This window comes from Desulfosporosinus sp. Sb-LF (genome assembly GCF_004766055.1).
GTDB lineage: Bacteria > Bacillota > Desulfitobacteriia > Desulfitobacteriales > Desulfitobacteriaceae > Desulfosporosinus.
This window is the reverse complement of record NZ_SPQR01000002.1, coordinates 151,881-171,552: the sequence shown is the minus strand read 5'-3', so window position 1 is coordinate 171,552 and position 19,672 is coordinate 151,881. Positions and strand designations below refer to the sequence as shown.

18 protein-coding genes and 1 other RNA gene are annotated in these 19,672 nt (G+C 45.6%); all 19 read left to right on the top strand.

Translation table 11 applies throughout. The features are described 5' to 3' along the window. The first annotated feature begins 47 nt into the window (after nucleotides 1-47). The 19 genes from E4K68_RS03580 (at nucleotide 48) to ssrA (ending at nucleotide 19,520) form a co-directional block, all read left to right on the top strand. Entirely contained in the window at nucleotides 48-857 is an 810-nt protein-coding gene (locus E4K68_RS03580) for a Cof-type HAD-IIB family hydrolase (protein ID WP_135377371.1), read from the top strand. A 53-nt stretch (nucleotides 858-910) separates the two neighbouring features. After that, a complete protein-coding gene (locus tag E4K68_RS03575; protein WP_135377370.1) occupies nucleotides 911-1,909 on the top strand; it encodes an alpha-hydroxy-acid oxidizing protein in 999 nt (332 codons plus the stop codon). Nucleotides 1,910-2,080: 171 nt separating this feature from the next. Continuing rightward, nucleotides 2,081-3,118, top strand: a complete 1,038-nt coding sequence (locus E4K68_RS03570; RefSeq protein WP_135377369.1) for a polysaccharide deacetylase family protein — start codon at nucleotides 2,081-2,083, stop codon at nucleotides 3,116-3,118. Between the two features lie 161 nt (nucleotides 3,119-3,279). Further along, nucleotides 3,280-5,067, top strand: coding sequence for a B12-binding domain-containing radical SAM protein (locus E4K68_RS03565; RefSeq protein ID WP_135377368.1), 1,788 nt, complete (start codon nucleotides 3,280-3,282; stop codon nucleotides 5,065-5,067). Nucleotides 5,068-5,088: 21 nt separating this feature from the next. Beyond that, nucleotides 5,089-6,237: an extracellular solute-binding protein gene (locus tag E4K68_RS03560; protein ID WP_243450254.1), complete on the top strand. Its 1,149-nt coding sequence runs from the start codon at nucleotides 5,089-5,091 to the stop codon at nucleotides 6,235-6,237. A gap of 23 nt (nucleotides 6,238-6,260) precedes the next feature. Beyond that, nucleotides 6,261-7,154 carry an RNase adapter RapZ gene (gene rapZ / locus E4K68_RS03555; protein WP_135377366.1) on the top strand — a complete coding sequence of 298 codons (894 nt, stop codon included), beginning with the start codon at nucleotides 6,261-6,263 and terminating at the stop codon, nucleotides 7,152-7,154. Beyond that, nucleotides 7,151-8,524, top strand: coding sequence for a gluconeogenesis factor YvcK family protein (locus tag E4K68_RS03550; protein WP_135377365.1), 1,374 nt, complete (start codon nucleotides 7,151-7,153; stop codon nucleotides 8,522-8,524). The genes rapZ and E4K68_RS03550 overlap by 4 nt, the downstream gene beginning before the upstream one ends. Nucleotides 8,525-8,539: 15 nt before the next feature. Next, nucleotides 8,540-9,472, top strand: coding sequence for a DNA-binding protein WhiA (gene whiA / locus E4K68_RS03545; protein WP_135377364.1), 933 nt, complete (start codon nucleotides 8,540-8,542; stop codon nucleotides 9,470-9,472). Between the two features lie 55 nt (nucleotides 9,473-9,527). Continuing rightward, nucleotides 9,528-10,931 carry an RNA polymerase factor sigma-54 gene (gene rpoN / locus E4K68_RS03540; protein WP_135377363.1) on the top strand — a complete coding sequence of 468 codons (1,404 nt, stop codon included), beginning with the start codon at nucleotides 9,528-9,530 and terminating at the stop codon, nucleotides 10,929-10,931. 177 nt (nucleotides 10,932-11,108) lie between these two features. Next, nucleotides 11,109-11,276, top strand: a complete 168-nt coding sequence (locus tag E4K68_RS03535; protein ID WP_243450253.1) for a hypothetical protein — start codon at nucleotides 11,109-11,111, stop codon at nucleotides 11,274-11,276. A gap of 223 nt (nucleotides 11,277-11,499) precedes the next feature. Next, entirely contained in the window at nucleotides 11,500-12,687 is a 1,188-nt protein-coding gene (locus E4K68_RS03530) for a phosphoglycerate kinase (RefSeq protein WP_135377362.1), read from the top strand. Between the two features lie 104 nt (nucleotides 12,688-12,791). Next, nucleotides 12,792-13,577 (top strand): triose-phosphate isomerase, encoded by a 786-nt coding sequence (tpiA, locus tag E4K68_RS03525; RefSeq protein WP_135377361.1) that lies wholly within the window; start codon nucleotides 12,792-12,794, stop codon nucleotides 13,575-13,577. Nucleotides 13,578-13,579: 2 nt separating this feature from the next. After that, a complete protein-coding gene (gene gpmI, locus E4K68_RS03520) occupies nucleotides 13,580-15,124 on the top strand; it encodes a 2,3-bisphosphoglycerate-independent phosphoglycerate mutase (protein WP_135377360.1) in 1,545 nt (514 codons plus the stop codon). Nucleotides 15,125-15,311: 187 nt separating this feature from the next. Then, a complete protein-coding gene (eno, locus tag E4K68_RS03515) occupies nucleotides 15,312-16,589 on the top strand; it encodes a phosphopyruvate hydratase (protein ID WP_135377359.1) in 1,278 nt (425 codons plus the stop codon). A gap of 124 nt (nucleotides 16,590-16,713) precedes the next feature. After that, on the top strand, nucleotides 16,714-16,935 hold the full coding sequence (gene secG / locus E4K68_RS03510) for a preprotein translocase subunit SecG (RefSeq protein ID WP_135377358.1): 222 nt from the start codon (nucleotides 16,714-16,716) through the stop codon (nucleotides 16,933-16,935). Between the two features lie 94 nt (nucleotides 16,936-17,029). Further along, a complete protein-coding gene (locus tag E4K68_RS03505; protein ID WP_135377357.1) occupies nucleotides 17,030-17,791 on the top strand; it encodes an alpha/beta fold hydrolase in 762 nt (253 codons plus the stop codon). A 98-nt stretch (nucleotides 17,792-17,889) separates the two neighbouring features. After that, nucleotides 17,890-18,441 carry an HDIG domain-containing metalloprotein gene (locus E4K68_RS03500; RefSeq protein ID WP_199241687.1) on the top strand — a complete coding sequence of 184 codons (552 nt, stop codon included), beginning with the start codon at nucleotides 17,890-17,892 and terminating at the stop codon, nucleotides 18,439-18,441. Nucleotides 18,442-18,559: 118 nt separating this feature from the next. Next, a complete protein-coding gene (gene smpB, locus E4K68_RS03495) occupies nucleotides 18,560-19,030 on the top strand; it encodes an SsrA-binding protein SmpB (protein WP_135377355.1) in 471 nt (156 codons plus the stop codon). Nucleotides 19,031-19,169: 139 nt separating this feature from the next. Continuing rightward, nucleotides 19,170-19,520, top strand: a transfer-messenger RNA (tmRNA) gene (gene ssrA, locus E4K68_RS03490). Nucleotides 19,521-19,672: the final 152 nt, after the last annotated feature.

The following is a 19,672-nucleotide window of genomic DNA, read 5'->3' as shown; positions in this document are numbered from 1 at the left end:
CTTTTCGAAGAAATAATGGGTTAGGTATATAAGGAGTGAAGGCAGTCTTGGCGATTCGTTTAGTAGCAATGGATTTGGATGACACATTGCTTAGGGATGATTGGACTATTTCTCCGCGTGTGGTAAACGCAATTCAAAAAGCTCAGGCCCAAGGAGTCAAAATGACGATTGCAACGGGGCGGATGCCTATTTCGACACGTCCTTATGCAGAACAACTAGGGCTAGATGTCCCTGTAATCACCTATCATGGGGCGATGATTCAACAGGCTTTAAGCGGTGATATACTATATAGGCGCGTGATCCCCAGCGCTGTGGCTGCCGAAATCGTTCAGGATGTTTTGTCACTGGGAGCGCATGCCCAAGTTTACCTTAGAAATCGTGTCATTGTGCAGGAACTCAATAAATGGTCACAGAAGTATGAGCAAATTGCGAGTGTTCATATTGAGGAAGCAGATTTATTTAGTTTACTTTCTCAGGAACCAGAAGGGATAGAGAAAATTCTTCTTATGGCGGAGGAATCAGAACTAGATCAGTTAGCTCCTTCGCTGAGACAACGCTATGGAGACAAAGTGCATATTACAAAATCTAAGCCCACTTTCCTGGAAATGACGGATTGCTCTGTGAATAAAGGCGTCGCTTTGGCTGCTTTGGCACAGCTCTTTGGTATACACCAGGAAGATGTTATGGCGATCGGTGACAGCTTTAACGACTTAGAAATGATTAAATATGCTGGCATTGGTGTAGCCATGGGAAACGCCCGAACGGAAATTAAAGACCTGGCAAATATCGTCACTTCTACAAATGAGGAAGATGGGGTGGCAGAGGCCATTGAACGATTTGTTTTGAATAAAATTTAAAGAAGAAAAGGGATACTTCGAGAACTATAGATTAAAAGTTGGAGGTTATTGAGATGAACATAAAAACAGTTCGTGAAACTGCGCGAGAAAAACTCAAGGGATATTGTCGGGTATGTCCAGAATGTAATGGTAAAGCCTGTGCCGGGGAAGTACCAGGTATGGGAGGAATGGGGACAGGTGCATCCTTCAAAAATAACGTGGAAGCACTGGCAGCGTTTCGCCTAAATCTGAGGACGCTTCATAGTGTTAAGAAACCGGATACCAAGTGCAAACTTTTTGGTCAAGAACTTTCAACCCCAATTCTCGCTGCACCCATTACTGGCAACAATTTCAACATGGGTGGTGCACTGAATGAAGAAGAATGGGCTGAGGCTATAATTCAAGGTTGCCTCACGGAAGGGTCCTTAGGGTGCACGGGTGATGCGCCAGACCCTGCAATGTATAATACGGGTGCGGGGGTCGTTGCAAAAGCTCAAGGTCGTGGTATTCCGTTTATAAAACCGAGAGAGCTAGATGAAGTGCCCAAATACCTTCGTCGAGCCGAGGAAGCAGGCGCCGTTGCGGTGGGCATGGACATAGATGCGGCGGGCCTAGTTACTATAGCTGTCGGTCCAAAAACTAAAGAGGAAATGAAAACGATTATTTCCAGCACGTCGTTGCCGTTTATCATCAAAGGAATCATGACGGTGGATGAGGCAATAATAGCGATAGAAGCTGGTGCTGCAGGGATTGTCGTCTCTAATCACGGCGGGCGGGTGCTCGATCATACGCCAGGAACAGCTGAGGTTGTGTCAGAAATCGTTGCGATAGTGGATGGAAGAATTCCTGTCATTGTTGACGGTGGAGTTAGGTCGGGAACTGATGTTTTAAAAATGCTGGCATTAGGTGCTGACGCGGTCCTAATTGGAAGGCCACTTGTTATTGCCGCTTATGGTGGAGGCGCAGAGGGGGTTGCCCTAGCGATTAGAAGAATGACAAAAGAACTAAAACAAGCCATGCTTTTGACAGGATGCGCAACGCTTGACGACATAAACCTTAATGTGTTGTCGTAAACAAAAAGGGTACAGAGGAACTTTTTCTGACCATAACGACATATAAATCATGTAGGGAATTTGTTCATCAGACTCACTCGGTTTTTGAAGTTTAGTTCAATGTCTCCAAGAACTAAATGTGCGATGGTGATCTTCAAAAACCTCGACTTAGAGCAAGGGGGTCTGACATTAATGTGGACTAAACACCAACAGAAATGGCGCGTAATTCTTGTGATGTTGGTGCTTCTGACAGGTGTATATCTGAGCGGGTGTCAGCCGACTAAGCAAACTCAAGAGGGAGTTCCTGGATTGGAGACGACTGTGCCTTCCCCTTCCCCTACACCAGAGTTGGGCAGTGAAAGGAAAGAAACACCTCGTCCTCCGGAAATACCGCAGGCTTCAACCTCAGGACAGAAAGAGAAAGTGGATCCAAAACTAAGTACCGAAACATCCCCGTTAGTTCCAGTGGATGAGAGTGACAACAACCCTGCGCCTACACCCCCACCGGCTCTCCCCCAAACCCCGATTCACCCTTATTATGATTTGGGTGGAGCGCCGCCGAGTGCACCCGGTCTAGCTATGCGAGTGAGAGTGTTTAATGTAGAGCCTCCAAAGATAGCCTATTTGACCTTTGATGACGGTCCCTATCCAGGAACGACCCCTCGAATCCTTAAGATTCTTCAAGATGAGGGAGTTAAAGCGACCTTTTTTGTCCTGGGGGGGCAAGTAGAGCGGTATCCAGACCTCTTGAAAGCCGAATTTGAACAGGGGCAGGGAATCGGAAATCATAGTTATTCCCATGATTATCGTTCGCTTTATCGCAGTCCAGAAGCTTTTTTGGCAGAGATCAAACAAACAGAAGAACTCATTTTTAGAACAATTGGGACCCGCCCCCAAATTGTGCGGGCACCCGGAGGAACTCAGGGTCATTTTCATGTGAATTACTACAATGCACTTGATGCCGCGGATTACTTAATCTATGATTGGAATGTCAGCAGCGGAGATACTGCAGCTCCTCTCGTCCCGGCAAATCAACTCATTCATAATATTGAAACTCAAGTGCCCGGTAAGTCGCGGATTATTATCTTGATGCATGATGCCGGGGCAAAGGTCACAACGGTGGACGCTCTTCCTCAGATAATAGAGTACCTCAAACAGCAGGGGTACACCTTTGGGGTACTTACTCCAAAAGTCGCTCCAATCCTCTTCCCTGGTGGATTTCATAGCTGATAATTGGTTTTAGATAAATGAAGGGATCTGTAATAAACTAATCGTTTAGTTTATTACAGATCCCTTCATTTATCGACGTGTTAAGAGTTCGTGTAATCTGGTACAGGAATTGCAATGCAAGGGCTAAACCGATATACTAATGACAAAGGGGGGTGTCGGTATTGCGTGTTCTTTTGGTTGCCCTCAATGCTAAATATGTCCATACGAATCTAGCCCTTCGCTATTTGCGAGAAGAAATCGTCGCTGTTTACCAGGACGTTTTGCTGCGGGAATTCAGCATAAACGAACACCTCGAGCGAATTGCGGGGGAAATCTATGAAGCCAAGGCAGATGTCATTGGCTTTTCGTGTTATATTTGGAACCTCCGAGAAATCGTGGCTCTGATCAGGCATCTTCGCCCTGTTTGTCCAAATGTGCGGTTTGTTATAGGGGGCCCGGAAGTATCGTTCGAGGCCGAGGCGTTTCTTCACGACCATCCGGAGGTGGATGCGCTTGTTCTGGGAGAAGGGGAAAAGACATTTTTGGAGTTGCTGCAGACGTGGCAGAAAGGCTCGAATCTATCTCATGTTGCCGGAATTGCATGGACAAATGGCGGAACGATTGTTGTCAATCCTCCGAGACTAGTCTCTTTGAATTTAAATGATTTCCCACCTCTCTATACGGAGTATGAAGACTTCACAGGTCGGCTTGTCTATGTGGAAACGACTAGGGGATGTCCGTTCAACTGCCAGTATTGCTTGTCCTCAACCTTTCAGGGGGTTCGATTTTTGGAGCCTGAGCGATTCCGCAAGATGTTTCGCCAATTACTAGAAAACGGTGCTCGCACGATAAAATTTGTAGATCGAACGTTTAATGCCAACAAGCGTCATGCATTTCGGATTTTGAACATCGTGCGGGAAGAAAGCGAAAGTCTTCCGGATGCTGGAAGGGTGCGCGTTCACTGCGAAATAGCAGGGGATCTCCTGGATGAGGAGTGGATGGAGTATTTTAGGACCTATCCCAAGGGCTTAATCCAATTAGAAATAGGGGTACAGTCAACACACGAACAGACCCTTGAAATAGTTTCGCGTCCGCAAAACTTTGGGGAGTGGAAAAAATATATACCAGAAATGAAGGCCTTAGGGATACCACTTCATCTTGACTTGATCGTGGGATTACCAGAGGAGAACTGGACGAACTTTCGAACATCCTTTAACGATGTCTATATAGTAAAACCTGATATGTTGCAGCTAGGCTTTTTAAAAGTCCTTAAAGGATCGGGACTTCGCCAGAACGGGGATTGTTATGGTCTCGTTTTCACACCAGACCCACCGTATACAATTCTAGAAACTAAGGTCTTGTCACATGGTGAAATACTTCAATTACATCGCATGGAAGATCTTCTTGATAAATATTATAATTCTGGGAAGTTTGCGCACGCCTTGAATGAAGCTCTGGAACTCTTTTCTACTCCTTTTGATTTTTACCATTTGTTTGCTGAGTTTTGGCAGCAAAGAGGGTGGTTTCAACGGCAATGGCAGGGAAAAGCACTCTTTGACAAATTGTGGGAATTCATTGAGGCGGTTTATGATCCGAAGATGAAGGGGAATCTTGAGGTGGTTTCGTGGGAGAAACTCCGCGAATCATTGCGCTTTGATTATTTCTTGTGGGAGCGCCCAAACTTCATCCCTGACTATCTAAGTGTCGAAGCGAGCGCAGAAACTGAAGAAAAGGCAGGTCAGTGGAAGGCCAAGCAGGAAGAGATTCGCAGAAATGATTATTGGAAGCGAGTAATTCCAGAGTTCACAGAAATTGACCGACGTCAATGGAACCGCAACACAGCAGTGGCCTATTTCAGCACAGATGTCTTAAATGTGGGTGAATCCTACAGGCCAAGTTGGTATCTTTTCCATTATCAACAGGGAAAAGTAAAGGTCTATCGGTACGAAGGTTTGAATGGAGTGCAGTGAAAATTGAGATGGCTTTCTATAGTGGCGATATTCTTACTTGTTACTGGGTGTGCCAGTGCACCTCAGGCGGGACAGCCGGGCGGTTTGGCTCCGGCAGTAGTAGATATTTGGCATTCCCTACAAGGGTCAGAGGCGGATGCGCTACAGACGCAAGTTCAAACGATTACGAAGGCACATCCCGAGGTAATGATCAAACTAAACTATGTGCCAGAACAAACCTTTGTAGCCTTCGCTTATCAAGCTGAAGCAGGTGGTGAAGGGCCCGAACTATTCATTGCTTCTAGGGAGAATCTACGTCAACTTTATGCACAAGGGGCATTGGCACCTACTGCATATTCTGATCATGAGGGGTTTCCAGCTGCCTTGGCAAACTTCCGATTTGGGGGAAAGGAGTACGCACTTCCTTGGTTGACAGATGTCCCTTTGCTCTATTTTAGAACGGATACAGCCAGTGTTCCGGTTAATTTAGCGGATCTTTTCACAGCTAAAGGAGGGCTTTCCGTCGTCGCTACAGATTTTGCAACACTGTCGGCTTGGTGGAGTGGGCAAGGCGGGCGGCTAATGAATGGGGGGAATCCAAGTTTAGAGGATCCCAATAATCTTGCATTTTTGCAAGAACTCTCAACTTGGAAAAACGCCAAAGTACTTCGCATCGATGCATCGGCACTTTCTGCCTTTGCCGGTGGGCAAACGCCCTATTTAGTCGCGGGCGCAAGTTCAGCTAAACTCTTAACTCAGCAAAATGTACCCTGGGGGAGTGTGCCACTTTCTGATTTGGCGGGTGGGCAAGGACAGCCGCTTTTAGGAACGACACTGGGAATCGCCAATTCTCAGATCAAGACGAATGAAACAATGATGCAGGCGATTCAAACCGTTGAAAAAGCACTACTCACGCCAGATGTGGAAGGAGCTATGTTGCAAGCAGGGCGTCTTCTTCCAGCCAACATGGGGTACTATCGAAGTCCTGAGGTCCAGAAAGGGGTCTTTCCACAGGCGAATCTTGCTTTTACTAAAGCGTGGGCTTTAGAAGGAACTGCCCCAGAGTGGAAGTTGATTCCATTGCAGGATAAAGCGTGGGGTGATGTCCTTGCAGGAAATGCCACTCCAGAGAATGCACTGGCTAGTGCGCAAGGGCAAGCAGGAAACACCTTATCAAAGGCGCAACCTTAATTAAGGCGGAGGGGGTGAAAAGAATGGATAATCATGAATTAGAGCTTGTTGTCATCACCGGTTTATCTGGCGCGGGAAGAACTCAATCTATGCAGAGTCTGGAGGACCAGGGGTTTTTCTGTGTGGATAATTTACCGCCCACCTTTCTTGTGAAATTTGCGGAACTTTGTGCCCAGTCCCAAGGAAAGGTTTCCAAAGCCGCGATTGTGTGTGATCTGCGTGGAGGGGAGTTTTTTTCCTCTCTGAGTGAGGCCTTGAACAATCTGGAGAAGGAGGGTTTTCATCTCGAAGTTCTCTTTCTAGATGCCTCAGATGAAACGTTAATTCGTCGTTACAAAGAATCTCGGCGTCGGCATCCTCTTTCTCCGCAAGGACGAGTCCTGGACGGAATACAGGCCGAGCGACAGCAATTAGAGGAGCTTAGAATCCGAGCTGACAATATTATTGACACATCTAACTTAAGTGCTCAGCAACTACGCAGCCAAGTAGCCGAGCTGTTCTCAAGAGCACAGGGTCTGGAACAAATGGCTGTTTCAGTGATATCCTTTGGCTTTAAATATGGAATTCCTTTGGATGCTGACCTAGTCATGGATGTGCGGTTTCTACCAAATCCGTTTTATGTCGAAATGCTACGGCCGTTGACCGGTGAGCACACGTTGGTACAAGATTATGTCTTTGGAAATCGAATAGCTCAGGAATTTATGGAAAAATATTTGGCCTTACTCGAGTACATCCTTCCGAACTATGTTATCGAAGGAAAAACCCACTTGGTTATCGGAATTGGCTGTACAGGCGGGCAACATCGCTCCGTGGCTATAGCAGAACGAGTCGGACAATTTTTAATCGAACGCGATTATGCCATTAGTGTTAAACACCGGGACTCTCAAAGAAATCAAAAAGGTGGAACGGCGAGATGAACTCTGAAAAACGTGAGGGATTTTCACGTTATCTGAAATGGCTCTATCCCAATCTGAAAGTGAAAAGATGGTTTATTCTTGCAGTTCTGGGCATCTTTCTCTTCGCAACGGGGTTTGCAGTCATGAATGATGGAGTGGCACTTGGCTACGCGGAGTTGCAGTTCAGAGAAGTTATTTATCAAATAACAGGCAGTGCTCAACACACGGCAGTACCAACGGGAGCCGTCATCAGTCTGTTTGGGATTTTTGCAATCATTATAGGTTTTAAACGCATGCTCTATTCCATTATTTCGTCCGTACTGCCAGATAACGAGGGAAGAATCGTGGATATGATTTATGCCCGCCATCATTTACGCAGAGGACCGAAGATTGTAGTGGTTGGGGGGGGGACCGGGCTCTCAGCTCTTCTGCGCGGACTTAAGCAATATACGTGTAATCTAACGGCCATTGTGACAGTTTCCGATGATGGTGGGAGTTCAGGGAAATTGCGGCATGATATGGGTATCCAACCTCCGGGAGATGTACGAAATTGCCTGGTTGCTTTGGCTGATACCGAGGATATTATGGACACACTCTTCTCTTATCGTTTTGAAAGCGGAGCACTTCAGGGTCATAGTTTAGGAAACCTCCTTCTGGCAGGACTTACGGATACCTTTGGGGATTTTCAAAAGGGTATCGAACAGGTCAGTAAAGTGTTTGCAATTCGCGGAAAGGTGTTTCCCTCCACTTTGGAGCAAGTCGTGCTCATAGCAGATTTAGAAGACGGTACCCGTATAGCAGGGGAGACTGCGGTTCGAGATACTGAGGGGAAAATTCACCGAGTTTACCTTGAACCCAGTAATTGTACTCCCTTACCTGAAGCCATGAAGGCTCTCGAAGAAGCCGATCTTATTGTTCTGGGTCCAGGAAGCCTCTATACGAGTGTTTTACCGAATCTTTTGGTAGAGGGCCTCAGAGAAAAAATTCGAGAAGTGAATGCCCCTTGTGTCTATGTGTGTAATGTTATGACGGAAAAAGGGGAAACGGATGGTTATCGGGTGTCAGACCACCTTAAGGCAATTCTGGACCATTGCGGTTCAGGCTTTGTCAATGCAGTACTTGCCACTAAGGGAGAAATTACGGCCCCAATTCTAAAACGTTACGTCCAGGAAGAAGCTGTTCCAGTCATTGCAGATCCTAAACAGGTTGAGCGATTAGGGGCAAAGTATTTTGAAGCTAACTTAGTGCAAGAGGGGAATGTGGTCCGTCACGACTCGGATCGGTTAGCGAAGGAACTGATTCGTTTGCTTTTTCGCTTAAAACCCATGGGAGAGCGTATTGCATTAGTGGATGCTTATTTGCTCACCCAGAAGCTCCGCGAGGATTCTTAGAAAGGGGGCTGGGAGTTGTCCTTTAGCGCTGTTACCAAAGAGGAACTTGCACGCTTAAGCGGTCAGAAGTCCTGTTGTGATATGGCGGAACTGGCGGCTTTAGTACGCATGGATGGAACGCTCCAAATCAGTGCCAATCAGCAGTACGCTTTGAATGTGACCACGGAGAGTGCTCCAGTAGCTCGCAAAATCTACCACTTGGCTAAGGATGTATTGGGGCGCCCCGTGGATATTGTAGTTCGACGCAAACTTCGACTTCGCAAAAATAATTCGTACATGGTTAGAATCTATCCTCGTGGGTTGGAAGACCTACAAAATCTGGGTCTTGTTGACGCAGAGGGGCAGATTTATCCAGGGATAGCTCCTAATCTAATCAAAAAACGCTGTGATCAAAAAGCGTATTTACGAGGAGCCTTTTTGGCAGGAGGTTCGATTAATAATCCGGAAGGTACCTATCACTTGGAGATTGTCAGTAATGATGAGCAACATGCCAAAGCGTTGTGTCAGTTGATTAATCATTTTAAATTAGGGGCCAAAGTGAGCATGCGTAAGCATTGGTATGTCGTATATATCAAAGAAAGTGAACGGATAGTAGAGTTTATTGGCTCTATAGGTGCACATCATGCCCTTTTGGAATTTGAAAATGTTCGCGTTCTCAAGGATGTTAGGAATCAGGTAAACCGCCTAGTCAATTGTGAGACCGCTAATCTTGATAAAATTGTCGATGCCGCTGTGCGGCAGCTTGAGAACATTCAACTTATTGCACAGAAGATAGGGTTGCACTCCTTGCCGCCCCAACTTCAACATATGGCGGAGCTCCGTCTGGAATATCCTGATGCTAGTTTAAAAGAACTGGGAGAAATGCTAAAGCCAAAAGTCGGGAAATCCGGCGTCAATCACCGAATGAGAAAGATCGATGAATTAGCTGAGCGCATCAGGAAGCAATAAATGTTCTCGAACGTTGTGCATCCGTAAAGTAAATCGGAGATATGGGGGGAACAAGGTGCGGTTAGGGTATGGCTTGAGTCTAGAGCAAACTCAGAAACTTATTATGACTCCGGAATTGCGCCAAGCAATTACTATTTTACAGTTGTCCGCACTCGAACTTTCCACGTATGTTGAGGAGCAGCTGCTGGAAAATCCCTTACTGGAAACTCAGGAAGAAAGTCCAGATACAAAAGAGGAAGCAGAGCCCCCTGTGGAACGGGAAAGCTCGTTAGAGGAGAAATGGGAAGTAGATTGGCAGGATTATTTCCATGATCAGGATGAGAATAGTGTTCGTCAGGAACGAGTGGTTTTAGATGAAAAACAACGGATGGACCCCTTTATAGCTGCGGCACCTACTCTCTTAGAACACTTGATGGAACAACTCCATGTCCAAAAGGTTACGGACTCTTCTTTACACGTAGCAGAGTATATTGTTGGAAATTTGAATGACAAGGGTTATCTAATGTTATCGTTAGAAGAGATTGCTCGTGAAACTAATGTTTCTCTCGAAACGGCTGAAAAAGCTCTTGTCTTCGTTCAAAGTCTTGATCCTTTGGGGGTGGGAGCAAGGAATTTAGAGGAGTGTCTTCGATTACAGTTACCACTCCTTCCAGACTATCCCTCGGAATTATCGGAATTTTTAAAGTACCTCGAAGATTTGGCGGCCGGGCGGCTACAACGGATTGCCCATGCCCTGAAAATCCCTTTAAATCGTGTTCAAGAATTGGCTGATTTAGTACGTAAACTGGATCCCAAGCCAGGTCTTCGTTTTTCTGGACCTGGAGATGTGCGCTACGTCGTTCCAGATGTGGTTATTGAGGAGATCGAAGGCGAGTTTATTATCCTGGTCAATGATATTACGGTACCCCGCTTAGGGATCAACAAGGCCTACCGTGACGCTTTAAGTCATGATGAGGGAACGGATACTCGCAAATTTGTAGAACAAAAACTCAATGCTGCGGCTTGGCTCATTCGTAGCATTGAACAGCGACGCCTAACGCTTTACAAAGTGGCAGATGCTATTGTAAGATGGCAAACAGAATTCCTTCGCCATGGACCCCGTCACCTAAAACCACTTACATTAAGAGATATTGCCGAGGAAATTGGAGTTCATGAGTCAACTGTCAGCCGGGCGACTTCTCATAAATATGTTCAAACTCCTAAGGGTATTTATGAATTTAAATTCTTCTTTGCTAATAGCATTGGGCGAGGGCATAATAACGACTCAAGTGTCACAACCGAGAGCATCAAACTAGCCTTGCGCGATATCATTGCTTCTGAAAATCTCAAAAGTCCTTATTCTGATCAAAAATTAGCGGATCTTCTCAAAACCAAGAATATGGAGATTTCCAGGCGAACGGTTGCTAAGTACCGAGACGAGTTGGGGATTGCGGCGGCCTCTGTGAGGAAGAGGTATTAAAGCGATTTCCCAACAGCGAAAGCTATATTATATTTGTATATTATCCTAATATCCTTGCTCACGACGTGGATATTAAAGGCTGAAGTCATAGAGAGAAGCCGCAAATTAATCTGTTGAATAAACAGGTTCATTTGCGGCTTTTTATGCATACTATAGGTATAAGTTTGACGAAACTACATGCTTCTAAATTTCGTAGGAAATGGATGCGACCTTCATGACTGTGCCTTTCAAAGTAGTGCAGCGACAACTGTTTTGGTGGTAGAGTTCGTCAATGCAGGGATGATGAACCTTGGACAAGCGCTTTGGAGCAGAAAGCTAACTATTAGGTTATTTCTCGGTAATTAGACCATACTTTCCTTGTTTATAGGACAAAGCCTCTTTTGGGGCAGGAAACTGCCGTTAAATGTAGAATGGTTATAGGCTGGGGAATTGGAATAATTAATAATTTGAGAGTAAATATTTCTTCTTTTGGCATACTAAGGTATATTTTTGGATTTAACGTAATTATAGTAGTTAGTATGAATAGTCGGCCCCGAACCCTTGGGTCAAAGTGAAAGGGGATTTTTGGATGGACAAAAAAAGTATTTCAGAGGTTGAGGTGCGTGGAAAACGAGTGCTTATTCGAGTGGATTTTAATGTCCCACTCGATAAGCAAGGAGCAATAACGGATGATACTAGGATAAGAGCGGCTCTTCCCACGATTGAGTATCTCATTCAAGAGGGCGCGCGTATCATTCTAGCTTCCCATTTAGGGCGCCCTAAAGGGCAAGTGAATCTAAGTTACTCCTTAGCGCCCGTGGCCAAACACCTAAGTGAGCTCTTAGCGCAAAACGTGGTTCTCGCAAAGGATTGCGTAGGCGACCCAGTGATTGAAGCAGCCCACACGTTGCAGGATGGTCAAGTTCTGTTATTAGAAAATGTACGTTTTCATGCGGAAGAAGAGAAGAATGACCCTACATTTGCCCGCGATCTAGCATCTCTGGCAGAACTATATGTGAATGATGCGTTTGGAACAGCACACCGTGCTCATGCGTCAACAGAAGGGGTTACACACTATCTTCCTGCCGTGGCTGGTTTCCTTATGCAGAAGGAAGTTGAATTTATGGGCAATGCTTTGGAACGACCGGAACGTCCCTTTGTGGCTATTATCGGCGGAGCCAAAGTAAGCGATAAAATAGGCGTCATTGAAAACCTCCTAGAAAAGGTCGATATCTTGATTATCGGCGGTGGGATGGCGAATACCTTCCTGAAAGCTCAAGGGTTTAAGATGGGGAAATCCCTTCTCGAAGAGGAAAAAGTTGAATTAGCCAAGCAACTTATTGAAAAGGCCAAAGAAAAAGGGGTTACCCTAGAACTCCCCATCGATGTAGTGGTAGCCCGTGCCTTTGAGGCAAATGCGCCTCACCGTACGGTCAGTGTGTCCGAGATTCAGGACGATGAAATGGCCCTAGATATAGGTTCGGCTAGTGCCGAGAGATTCGCCGAGCGCCTTGCGACAGCTAAGACGGTTATTTGGAACGGTCCGATGGGTGTTTTTGAAATGGATGCCTTTGCCAAAGGAACTGAGAGGGTTGCTCAAGCTGTTGCCATCTGCAAAGGAACCACGATTGTCGGAGGTGGGGATTCTGTAGCAGCTGTGGAGAAAATGGGAGTCGCAGATCAGATGACCCATATTTCAACAGGGGGCGGTGCTTCTCTGGAATTCTTAGAGGGAAAAGTGTTACCAGGTGTTGCCGCACTTCAGGATAAAGCGTAAATCAAGGTCGAGATCGACACGAAGTTAGTGGCAGAGTTAGAGAGATTTAAGGGGATTGGAACATAATGCACCGCACCTCGTATATGAATTGGAGGAATAAATAAGTGGCAAATCGACGGCCGGTCATTGCTGGCAATTGGAAAATGTTTAAAACCGTTAGCGAGGCAGAGGACTATGCTGTGAAGTTCTTGGAAGAGGTTAAGGCGGTTACAGACCTCGACATTATCCTTTGCGCGCCGTTTACAGCCCTCTACCCCTTGAAAAATGAACTGGAAGAAAGTATTGTACATTTGGGAGCACAAAACATGGCTTCAGCAGACCAAGGTGCCTTTACTGGTGAAATCTCGGCCCAGATGCTCCTCGATGTTGCCTGTACATATGTCATAATTGGGCACTCAGAACGGCGAGAATTGTTCGGAGAAACGGATGAAGAGATTGCGATGAAAGTCCAAAAAGCGTTGACCTCGGGCTTAACGCCCATCCTTTGTGTGGGGGAAAATCTGAACGTCCGTGAGGAAGGAAAAGCAGCAGAGAGGGTACAAGGTCAGGTGTCTCGTGCTCTTTCCGGCTTATCGACAGAGGATTTGAGCCGAGTTATCGTTGCTTATGAACCTATCTGGGCAATTGGCACTGGGAAAACCGCATCCAGCAAAGACGCCCAAGAAATGTGTGCCTCAATTCGAGCCACCCTAAGCGATCTTATGGGACTTGCCTCAGAAAGAGTGCCAATACTCTATGGCGGGAGTGTTAAAGCGGACAACATTGCGGAACTAATGACTGAGCCGGATGTTGATGGAGCACTTGTTGGTGGTGCTAGCCTTGACCCTATAGGCTTTTCGAAACTTATTCATAACGCAAACCCCCTTGTGGCGCGCGTGGAAGGAATATAGAGATGGGGGCTAAAAATCCTCTTCTCCTTATGATTTTGGATGGGTGGGGTCATCGAGTGGCTAGCGAGGGAAATGCCATTGCTCAAGCGAACTTACCAAATTTCAGGCGCTTGGAAAGCACATACCCTAGCACCACACTTCAAGCATCAGGGGAAGCTGTAGGACTACCAGATGGTCAAATGGGAAATTCTGAAGTAGGGCATCTGAACTTGGGCGCCGGGAGGGTGGTCTATCAGGAGTTAACCCGTATTTTTAAAGCAATTAACGATAGAACGTTATTCGAGAATTTGGTTCTCCTAGAAGCGATGAACCATGCACGTCTTAATAATAAGGCCTTCCACCTTGTGGGCTTACTCTCGGATGGAGGGGTTCATTCCCATACTGCACACTTGTTTGCTCTCCTAGAGATGGCTAAGCAACAAGGCTTAGAGAAAGTGTATATCCATGCCATTCTTGACGGTCGTGATGTCTTACCACAGAGTGCTAAGGTCTACATAACTCAGCTCGAAGAAAAGATGATGGAATTGGGAGTTGGGAAAATTGCCTCTGTGAGCGGTCGTTATTATGTCATGGATCGGGATCAGCGCTGGGAACGCTTAGAGAAGGGTTACCAAGCCTTGGCCTATGGGGAGGGAAAACGCGCAGCGGGCGCTTTATCTGCGGTGGAGATTTCCTATGATGTGCGTGTGACCGATGAATTCGTGCTTCCAACGGTGATTATTGATGGCGAAGGAAAGCCAGTGGGTAGAATTCAAGAGGGAGATAGTGTCCTGTTCTTTAACTTCCGCTCAGATCGGGCACGAGAAATTACACGTGCCTTCGTAGATGAGGAATTCCCAGGGTTCGAACGTCCCAATCGCCCTCATGTCCATTATGTTTGTATGACACAGTATGATGAAACGATCTCGGCACCCGTCGCTTTTCCCCAGCAAAACTTAGAAAATACCTTGGGAGAAGTGCTTTCAGATCAAGGGTTAAAGCAGTTGCGAATTGCAGAGACTGAGAAATACGCGCATGTTACTTTCTTTTTTAATGGTGGGCTCGAAGATCCGTATCCTAGTGAAGAACGAATTCTTGTCCCTTCACCCAAAGTCGCGACGTATAACCTTCAGCCTGAAATGAGTGCGCTGGAATTAACCCAAAAGCTTATTGAACAGCTTCGAAAAACTACATATGATGTGATCATTCTTAACTTCGCCAACCCGGATATGGTGGGGCATACGGGCGTGTTTGAGGCAACGATCAAAGCGGTGGAGACGGTGGACCAATGTATGGGCGAGATTTATGACGAATTACAGAAAATGAACGGTACCCTCCTCGTGACCGCAGATCATGGAAATGCCGAAGAAAAAGTGGATCCGAGGACGCAACTTCCTCTAACTGCCCATTCCACAAATCTAGTGCCTTTTATTCTAATCAACGATAAGTTTAAAGGGCAAATGTTGCGCGAAGGAGGTGCTCTGTGCGACGTTGCGCCTACCATTTTGAAATTACTTCAGATACCACTACCAAAGGAGATGACAGGAACGTCGTTGCTTAGGTTGTAACGTTAACGCCAATTGAGCAGGAGAGTGCTTCTGAAGAGATATCCACGTAATTTTTGTAACAACGGTAAATGAAAGAGGTATCATGCTCAGCTTTTTCGAGCAGAACTATAGAGCCGAGCCATTAAAAGTTTTGTATTAAAGACTTCAAGACCGAGATTTATTTAAAATAAAAGGGGGACATTTTAAAATGAGTGTTATTACAGATATTTATGCCCGCGAGATATTGGATTCCCGGGGAAATCCAACAGTGGAAGTGGACGTCGTTCTCGAAGATGGGGTCATAGGGCGTGCAGCTGTCCCTTCAGGTGCTTCTACGGGAGCCTTTGAAGCCGTTGAATTGCGGGACGAAGACAGTACCCGTTATATGGGTAAAGGGGTATTGAAAGCGGTAGACAATGTAAACTCAATTATTGGGCCTGAAGTAGAGGGAATGAACCCATTCGACCAACCTGGATTAGACCGAACGTTGATTGAACTTGATGGAACCGAAAATAAAGGGAAATTAGGAGCCAATGCAATCCTCGGAGTTTCCTTAGCCGCAGCTAAAGCGGCCGCAGAGTCGCTAGGTTTACCGCTCTATCAATATTTAGGAGGGGTGAATGCCAAGGAGCTTCCAGTCCCTATGATGAATATTTTAAACGGTGGCAAACATGCGGATAATAATGTGGACATACAAGAGTTTATGATTATGCCAGTCGGAGCATCGAGTTTTGCTGAGGCTCTGCGCATGGGGACAGAAGTGTACCACAGTCTGAAAGCAGTTCTCAAGGAAAAATCTCTCGCGACGGCCATCGGAGATGAAGGTGGTTTTGCGCCCAGCTTAGAATCAAATGAAGATGCGCTTCTCTGCATAGTTGATGCCATTCAAAGGGCAGGGTATCTTCCCGGGGAACAAGTAGCATTGGCTCTAGATGTTGCCGCCACAGAACTTTATGAAAACGGAACCTATAATTTAGTAGGGGAAGGGCTCAAGAAGACCTCGGATGAAATGATCGATTATTATGAGGGTCTCATAAAGCGCTATCCTATTATTTCTATTGAAGACGGATTGGATGAAGAAGACTGGGAAGGCTGGAGAAAGATGACGGAGCGATTGGGAGATCGCGTTCAGCTCGTCGGGGATGATCTGTTTGTGACGAACCCTTCACGCTTAGCTCGTGGTATTAAGGAAAAAAGTGCAAACTCTATCCTAATTAAGCTCAATCAAATCGGAACCTTAACTGAAACCTTAGATGCAATCGAAATGGCCAAACGAGCTGGATATACTGCGGTTGTTTCTCATCGTTCTGGTGAGACAGAAGACGTTACTTTAGCCCATGTCGCTGTTGCGGTCAATGCAGGCATGATCAAGACTGGAGCTCCAGCACGGACAGAACGAGTGGCCAAGTATAACGAACTGCTTCGCATTGAGGAAGAGCTTGGAGAGAGTGCAGTGTATCGCGGGCGAAAGGCGTTAGCTAGGTAGAGATAGAGTGAAATTACTCCGCTCTGAAGCTTCTTGAGTTTTGATCAGGCCTGTGCTAAAATAAATCTACTGATAAATGGGTTTATGAATCGTGGCAAGGTTGCCTTAGAGGGGTGAGTTAATTTTGAAAATTGCTTTAGTAATTCTTTTATGCATTAGCTCTTTAGGATTGATTGCGGCTGTATTACTCCAGTCCGGAAGGAGTGCCGGATTATCAGGGGCTATAACAGGCGCTGGAGAGTCGATCTTTGGTAAAAAGAAGGGTATGGATGAATTGTTCGCGAAACTTACGGCGGGCTTGGCAGGCGTCTTTTTACTGAGTTCTTTAGGTTTAGCTATGCTTTAGTCGCAAGAGAACACTTCAACGCTTTTTAAAAGGGGCACTTCATACGAGGTGCCCCTTTCGAGTTATTTATTTTTACCAGAAGGAGGACGTTCTGGTGGAACCACAAAGGCGCTTAGTGGAGCCCTTTTATTTTTCGGGAAATCGTGTTGGCTGCTTACTCATCCATGGTTTTTCTGGATCACCTTCAGAAATGCGCTTATTGGGAGAACGTTTAACCAAATGGGGATGGACAGTCCTGGGAATATGTCTTTCAGGGCATGGAACCACTCCAGAACAAATGGCTGAAACGTGCTGGGATGATTGGGCTAAGGACGGGGAGAATGGAGTCAAAGAGCTTAGGAAGTCTTGCGATACCGTGGTTGGAGTGGGCCTCTCCATGGGAGGGTTGTTGGTACTACACTTGGCAACTCTTGGCTTGCTTGACGGAATCATTAGCATGAATGCACCAATGGTACTTAATGACCGGAGAACTCGTTATATCCAGCTTATTAGGCCGTTCAGAAAGTTTGTAGGAAAACCGAAGGCCCATCGACTTGCCTCCGTCGAGCGATTTGTCTATGATCGGATTCCAGTGGATGGCCTAATTTCCCTTAACAGTGCAATTCGCCAGGTACGCCGGGGCCTCTATGCAATAAAATGCCCTGCATTATTGATGCAAAGCACTAAAGACCTGACAGTAGATCCTGTCAGTGTTCAAATTATTGCAAGGAAGACCCAGCAAGCTAATCCAGCCGTTCTCTATTGGGGAAACTCTGGGCACATCTTAACACTTGGCCCAGAACGGGAAGCAGTTGCTCAAAAGGTCCACGAATTTCTTCGACAATTCACCAAAGAGGATTTAAATTGTAAGAATTAGGATAGGATTCATGAGGTAACAATTTGGAAATAAAGCTTTTAACAATGGGAAGAAAACAAAAAGTTTCTAAACAATAGAGAGGAAGCTGTACGGATATGATGACAAGGGAAGAAGCTTATGCTGAATTAACAAAATATGTTGGTAATAAGAATTTATTAAAACACATGATCTCAACAGAAGTGGTTCTGATTCGTTTGGCCAAGCATTTCGATCAGGATCCAGATTTGTGGGGGATGGCTGGCCTTTTACATGATATCGATTATGAGGATACGAAAGAACAGCCACATGTTCATTCTCTCAAAGGTGCGGAAATTCTAGAAAGTATGGGTTTTTCGGAAGAAATTGTCTATGCCGTGAAAGTTCACAACGAGAGGCACGGGTTACCGCGTATCTCTCTATTAGATAAGGCACTTTATGCGACCGACCCAATGACCGGTCTTATTGTCGCTGGAGCACTGATTCGACCAGACAAGAAGCTTTCTGGTGTTGATGTTCCGTTTCTCCGGAAAAAGTTCGATTCAAAGTCATTCGCTAAGGGAGCAGATCGACAACAAATTCTCTCGTGTAGTGAACTAGGACTTACGTTGGAGGAGTTCTTGGGCTATGGGTTGGAAGCAATGCAAGGAGTTTCTGAGGCACTCGAACTATAAGCTAATTTCGACCGTTGGTTAGTTTAGCTATTTAGTTTAGCTAGCCTGCCGAATGCCTAGAGGTTTAAATTCAGGAAATGCATGTTATACTAAAGTAACAGTGAGAGGAGGGATAGTTATGCCTTCTGAGGGAATTAAAGTTGTTTCTGACAATAGAAAAGCGTTTCACGATTACTTTATAGATGATCGAGTCGAGGCAGGAATCGTTCTTACTGGAACGGAGATTAAATCCATCCGAAACGGGAAGGTAAACTTGAAGGATAGTTATGCTCGTATAAATAATGGCGAGGTTTGGGTCCATCAGATGCATATCAGCCCATATGAGCAAGGAAATCGCTTTAATCACGATCCACTACGGCCACGGAAATTATTACTACATCGTACTGAAATCAACAAATTAGTCGGGAAAATTCAGCTGCAAGGGTTGACTCTTATTCCGATTAAACTATATTTAAAACAGGGTATGGCAAAAGTAGAATTGGCAGTTGGCCAAGGAAAGAAAAACTACGATAAGCGTCAGGTCCTTGCTGAACGTGAAGGCAAGCGTGACATTGAGCGGGCTCTAAGGGATCGTAATAAAGCCTATTAAACTTAAAGATACAAAAAACTAAATGTGTTGTAAGTGAAAACAAAATGTTTTGTTTTCCAATAAGATGTAATAATTCCATTGATATTCAGCTTTGCTTTTAGTCCAAATGTGATATACTATGTGTGTAGATCCTTCATATGGGGGCGTTCTAGACTCGCTCGGAGAAGCGGTGGCAAGGGTTGCGCGTCGAGATTCCACCTGGTCTCGTTAAACGGTGGACCTTTATAATTGCAAACAACGAATACGCTCTAGCTGCTTAAGTGCCGCTAGCATCCTGCCTTCTGAACCTACGGTGAAGGGCCAGGGTGTCAAATAGTAGGTTGCTCTAACAACAATGCTCGGAGTTGTTAGCAAAGATTATCGAGCTAGCCTGAAATGAATCCCTTCCTTTAGGAGTCACGACTGGCGAAATTTAAAATGAAGGATACACGCGTAGACGCTTTTGTGGCAGCTCTTCGATACAGGGGTGCAAATCCCCTCGCCTCCGCCAAAAATTACCAATAATGTCAATAATAATAACCATGACATTACCCATAAAATTTATGCTTCCTTATAAATTATATATCTCAGAAGAAGATCCCCACAGGAAACTGACCTGTGGGGATTGTTGATTCTATATCCTTATCTTCACGGTTTGTCTAA

Bases quoted from the DNA above. Each gene is read 5' to 3' on its own strand.
- E4K68_RS03575 (WP_135377370.1), top strand. From the start codon at position 911: ATGAACATAAAAACAGTTCGTGAAACTGCGCGAGAAAAACTCAAGGGA.
- E4K68_RS03570 (WP_135377369.1), top strand. From the start codon at position 2,081: ATGTGGACTAAACACCAACAGAAATGGCGCGTAATTCTTGTGATGTTG.
- rapZ (WP_135377366.1), top strand. From the start codon at position 6,261: ATGGATAATCATGAATTAGAGCTTGTTGTCATCACCGGTTTATCTGGC.
- E4K68_RS03550 (WP_135377365.1), top strand. From the start codon at position 7,151: ATGAACTCTGAAAAACGTGAGGGATTTTCACGTTATCTGAAATGGCTC.
- E4K68_RS03535 (WP_243450253.1), top strand. From the start codon at position 11,109: ATGCTTCTAAATTTCGTAGGAAATGGATGCGACCTTCATGACTGTGCC.
- E4K68_RS03530 (WP_135377362.1), top strand. From the start codon at position 11,500: ATGGACAAAAAAAGTATTTCAGAGGTTGAGGTGCGTGGAAAACGAGTG.
- gpmI (WP_135377360.1), top strand. From the start codon at position 13,580: ATGGGGGCTAAAAATCCTCTTCTCCTTATGATTTTGGATGGGTGGGGT.
- eno (WP_135377359.1), top strand. From the start codon at position 15,312: ATGAGTGTTATTACAGATATTTATGCCCGCGAGATATTGGATTCCCGG.
- E4K68_RS03500 (WP_199241687.1), top strand. From the start codon at position 17,890: ATGACAAGGGAAGAAGCTTATGCTGAATTAACAAAATATGTTGGTAAT.
- smpB (WP_135377355.1), top strand. From the start codon at position 18,560: ATGCCTTCTGAGGGAATTAAAGTTGTTTCTGACAATAGAAAAGCGTTT.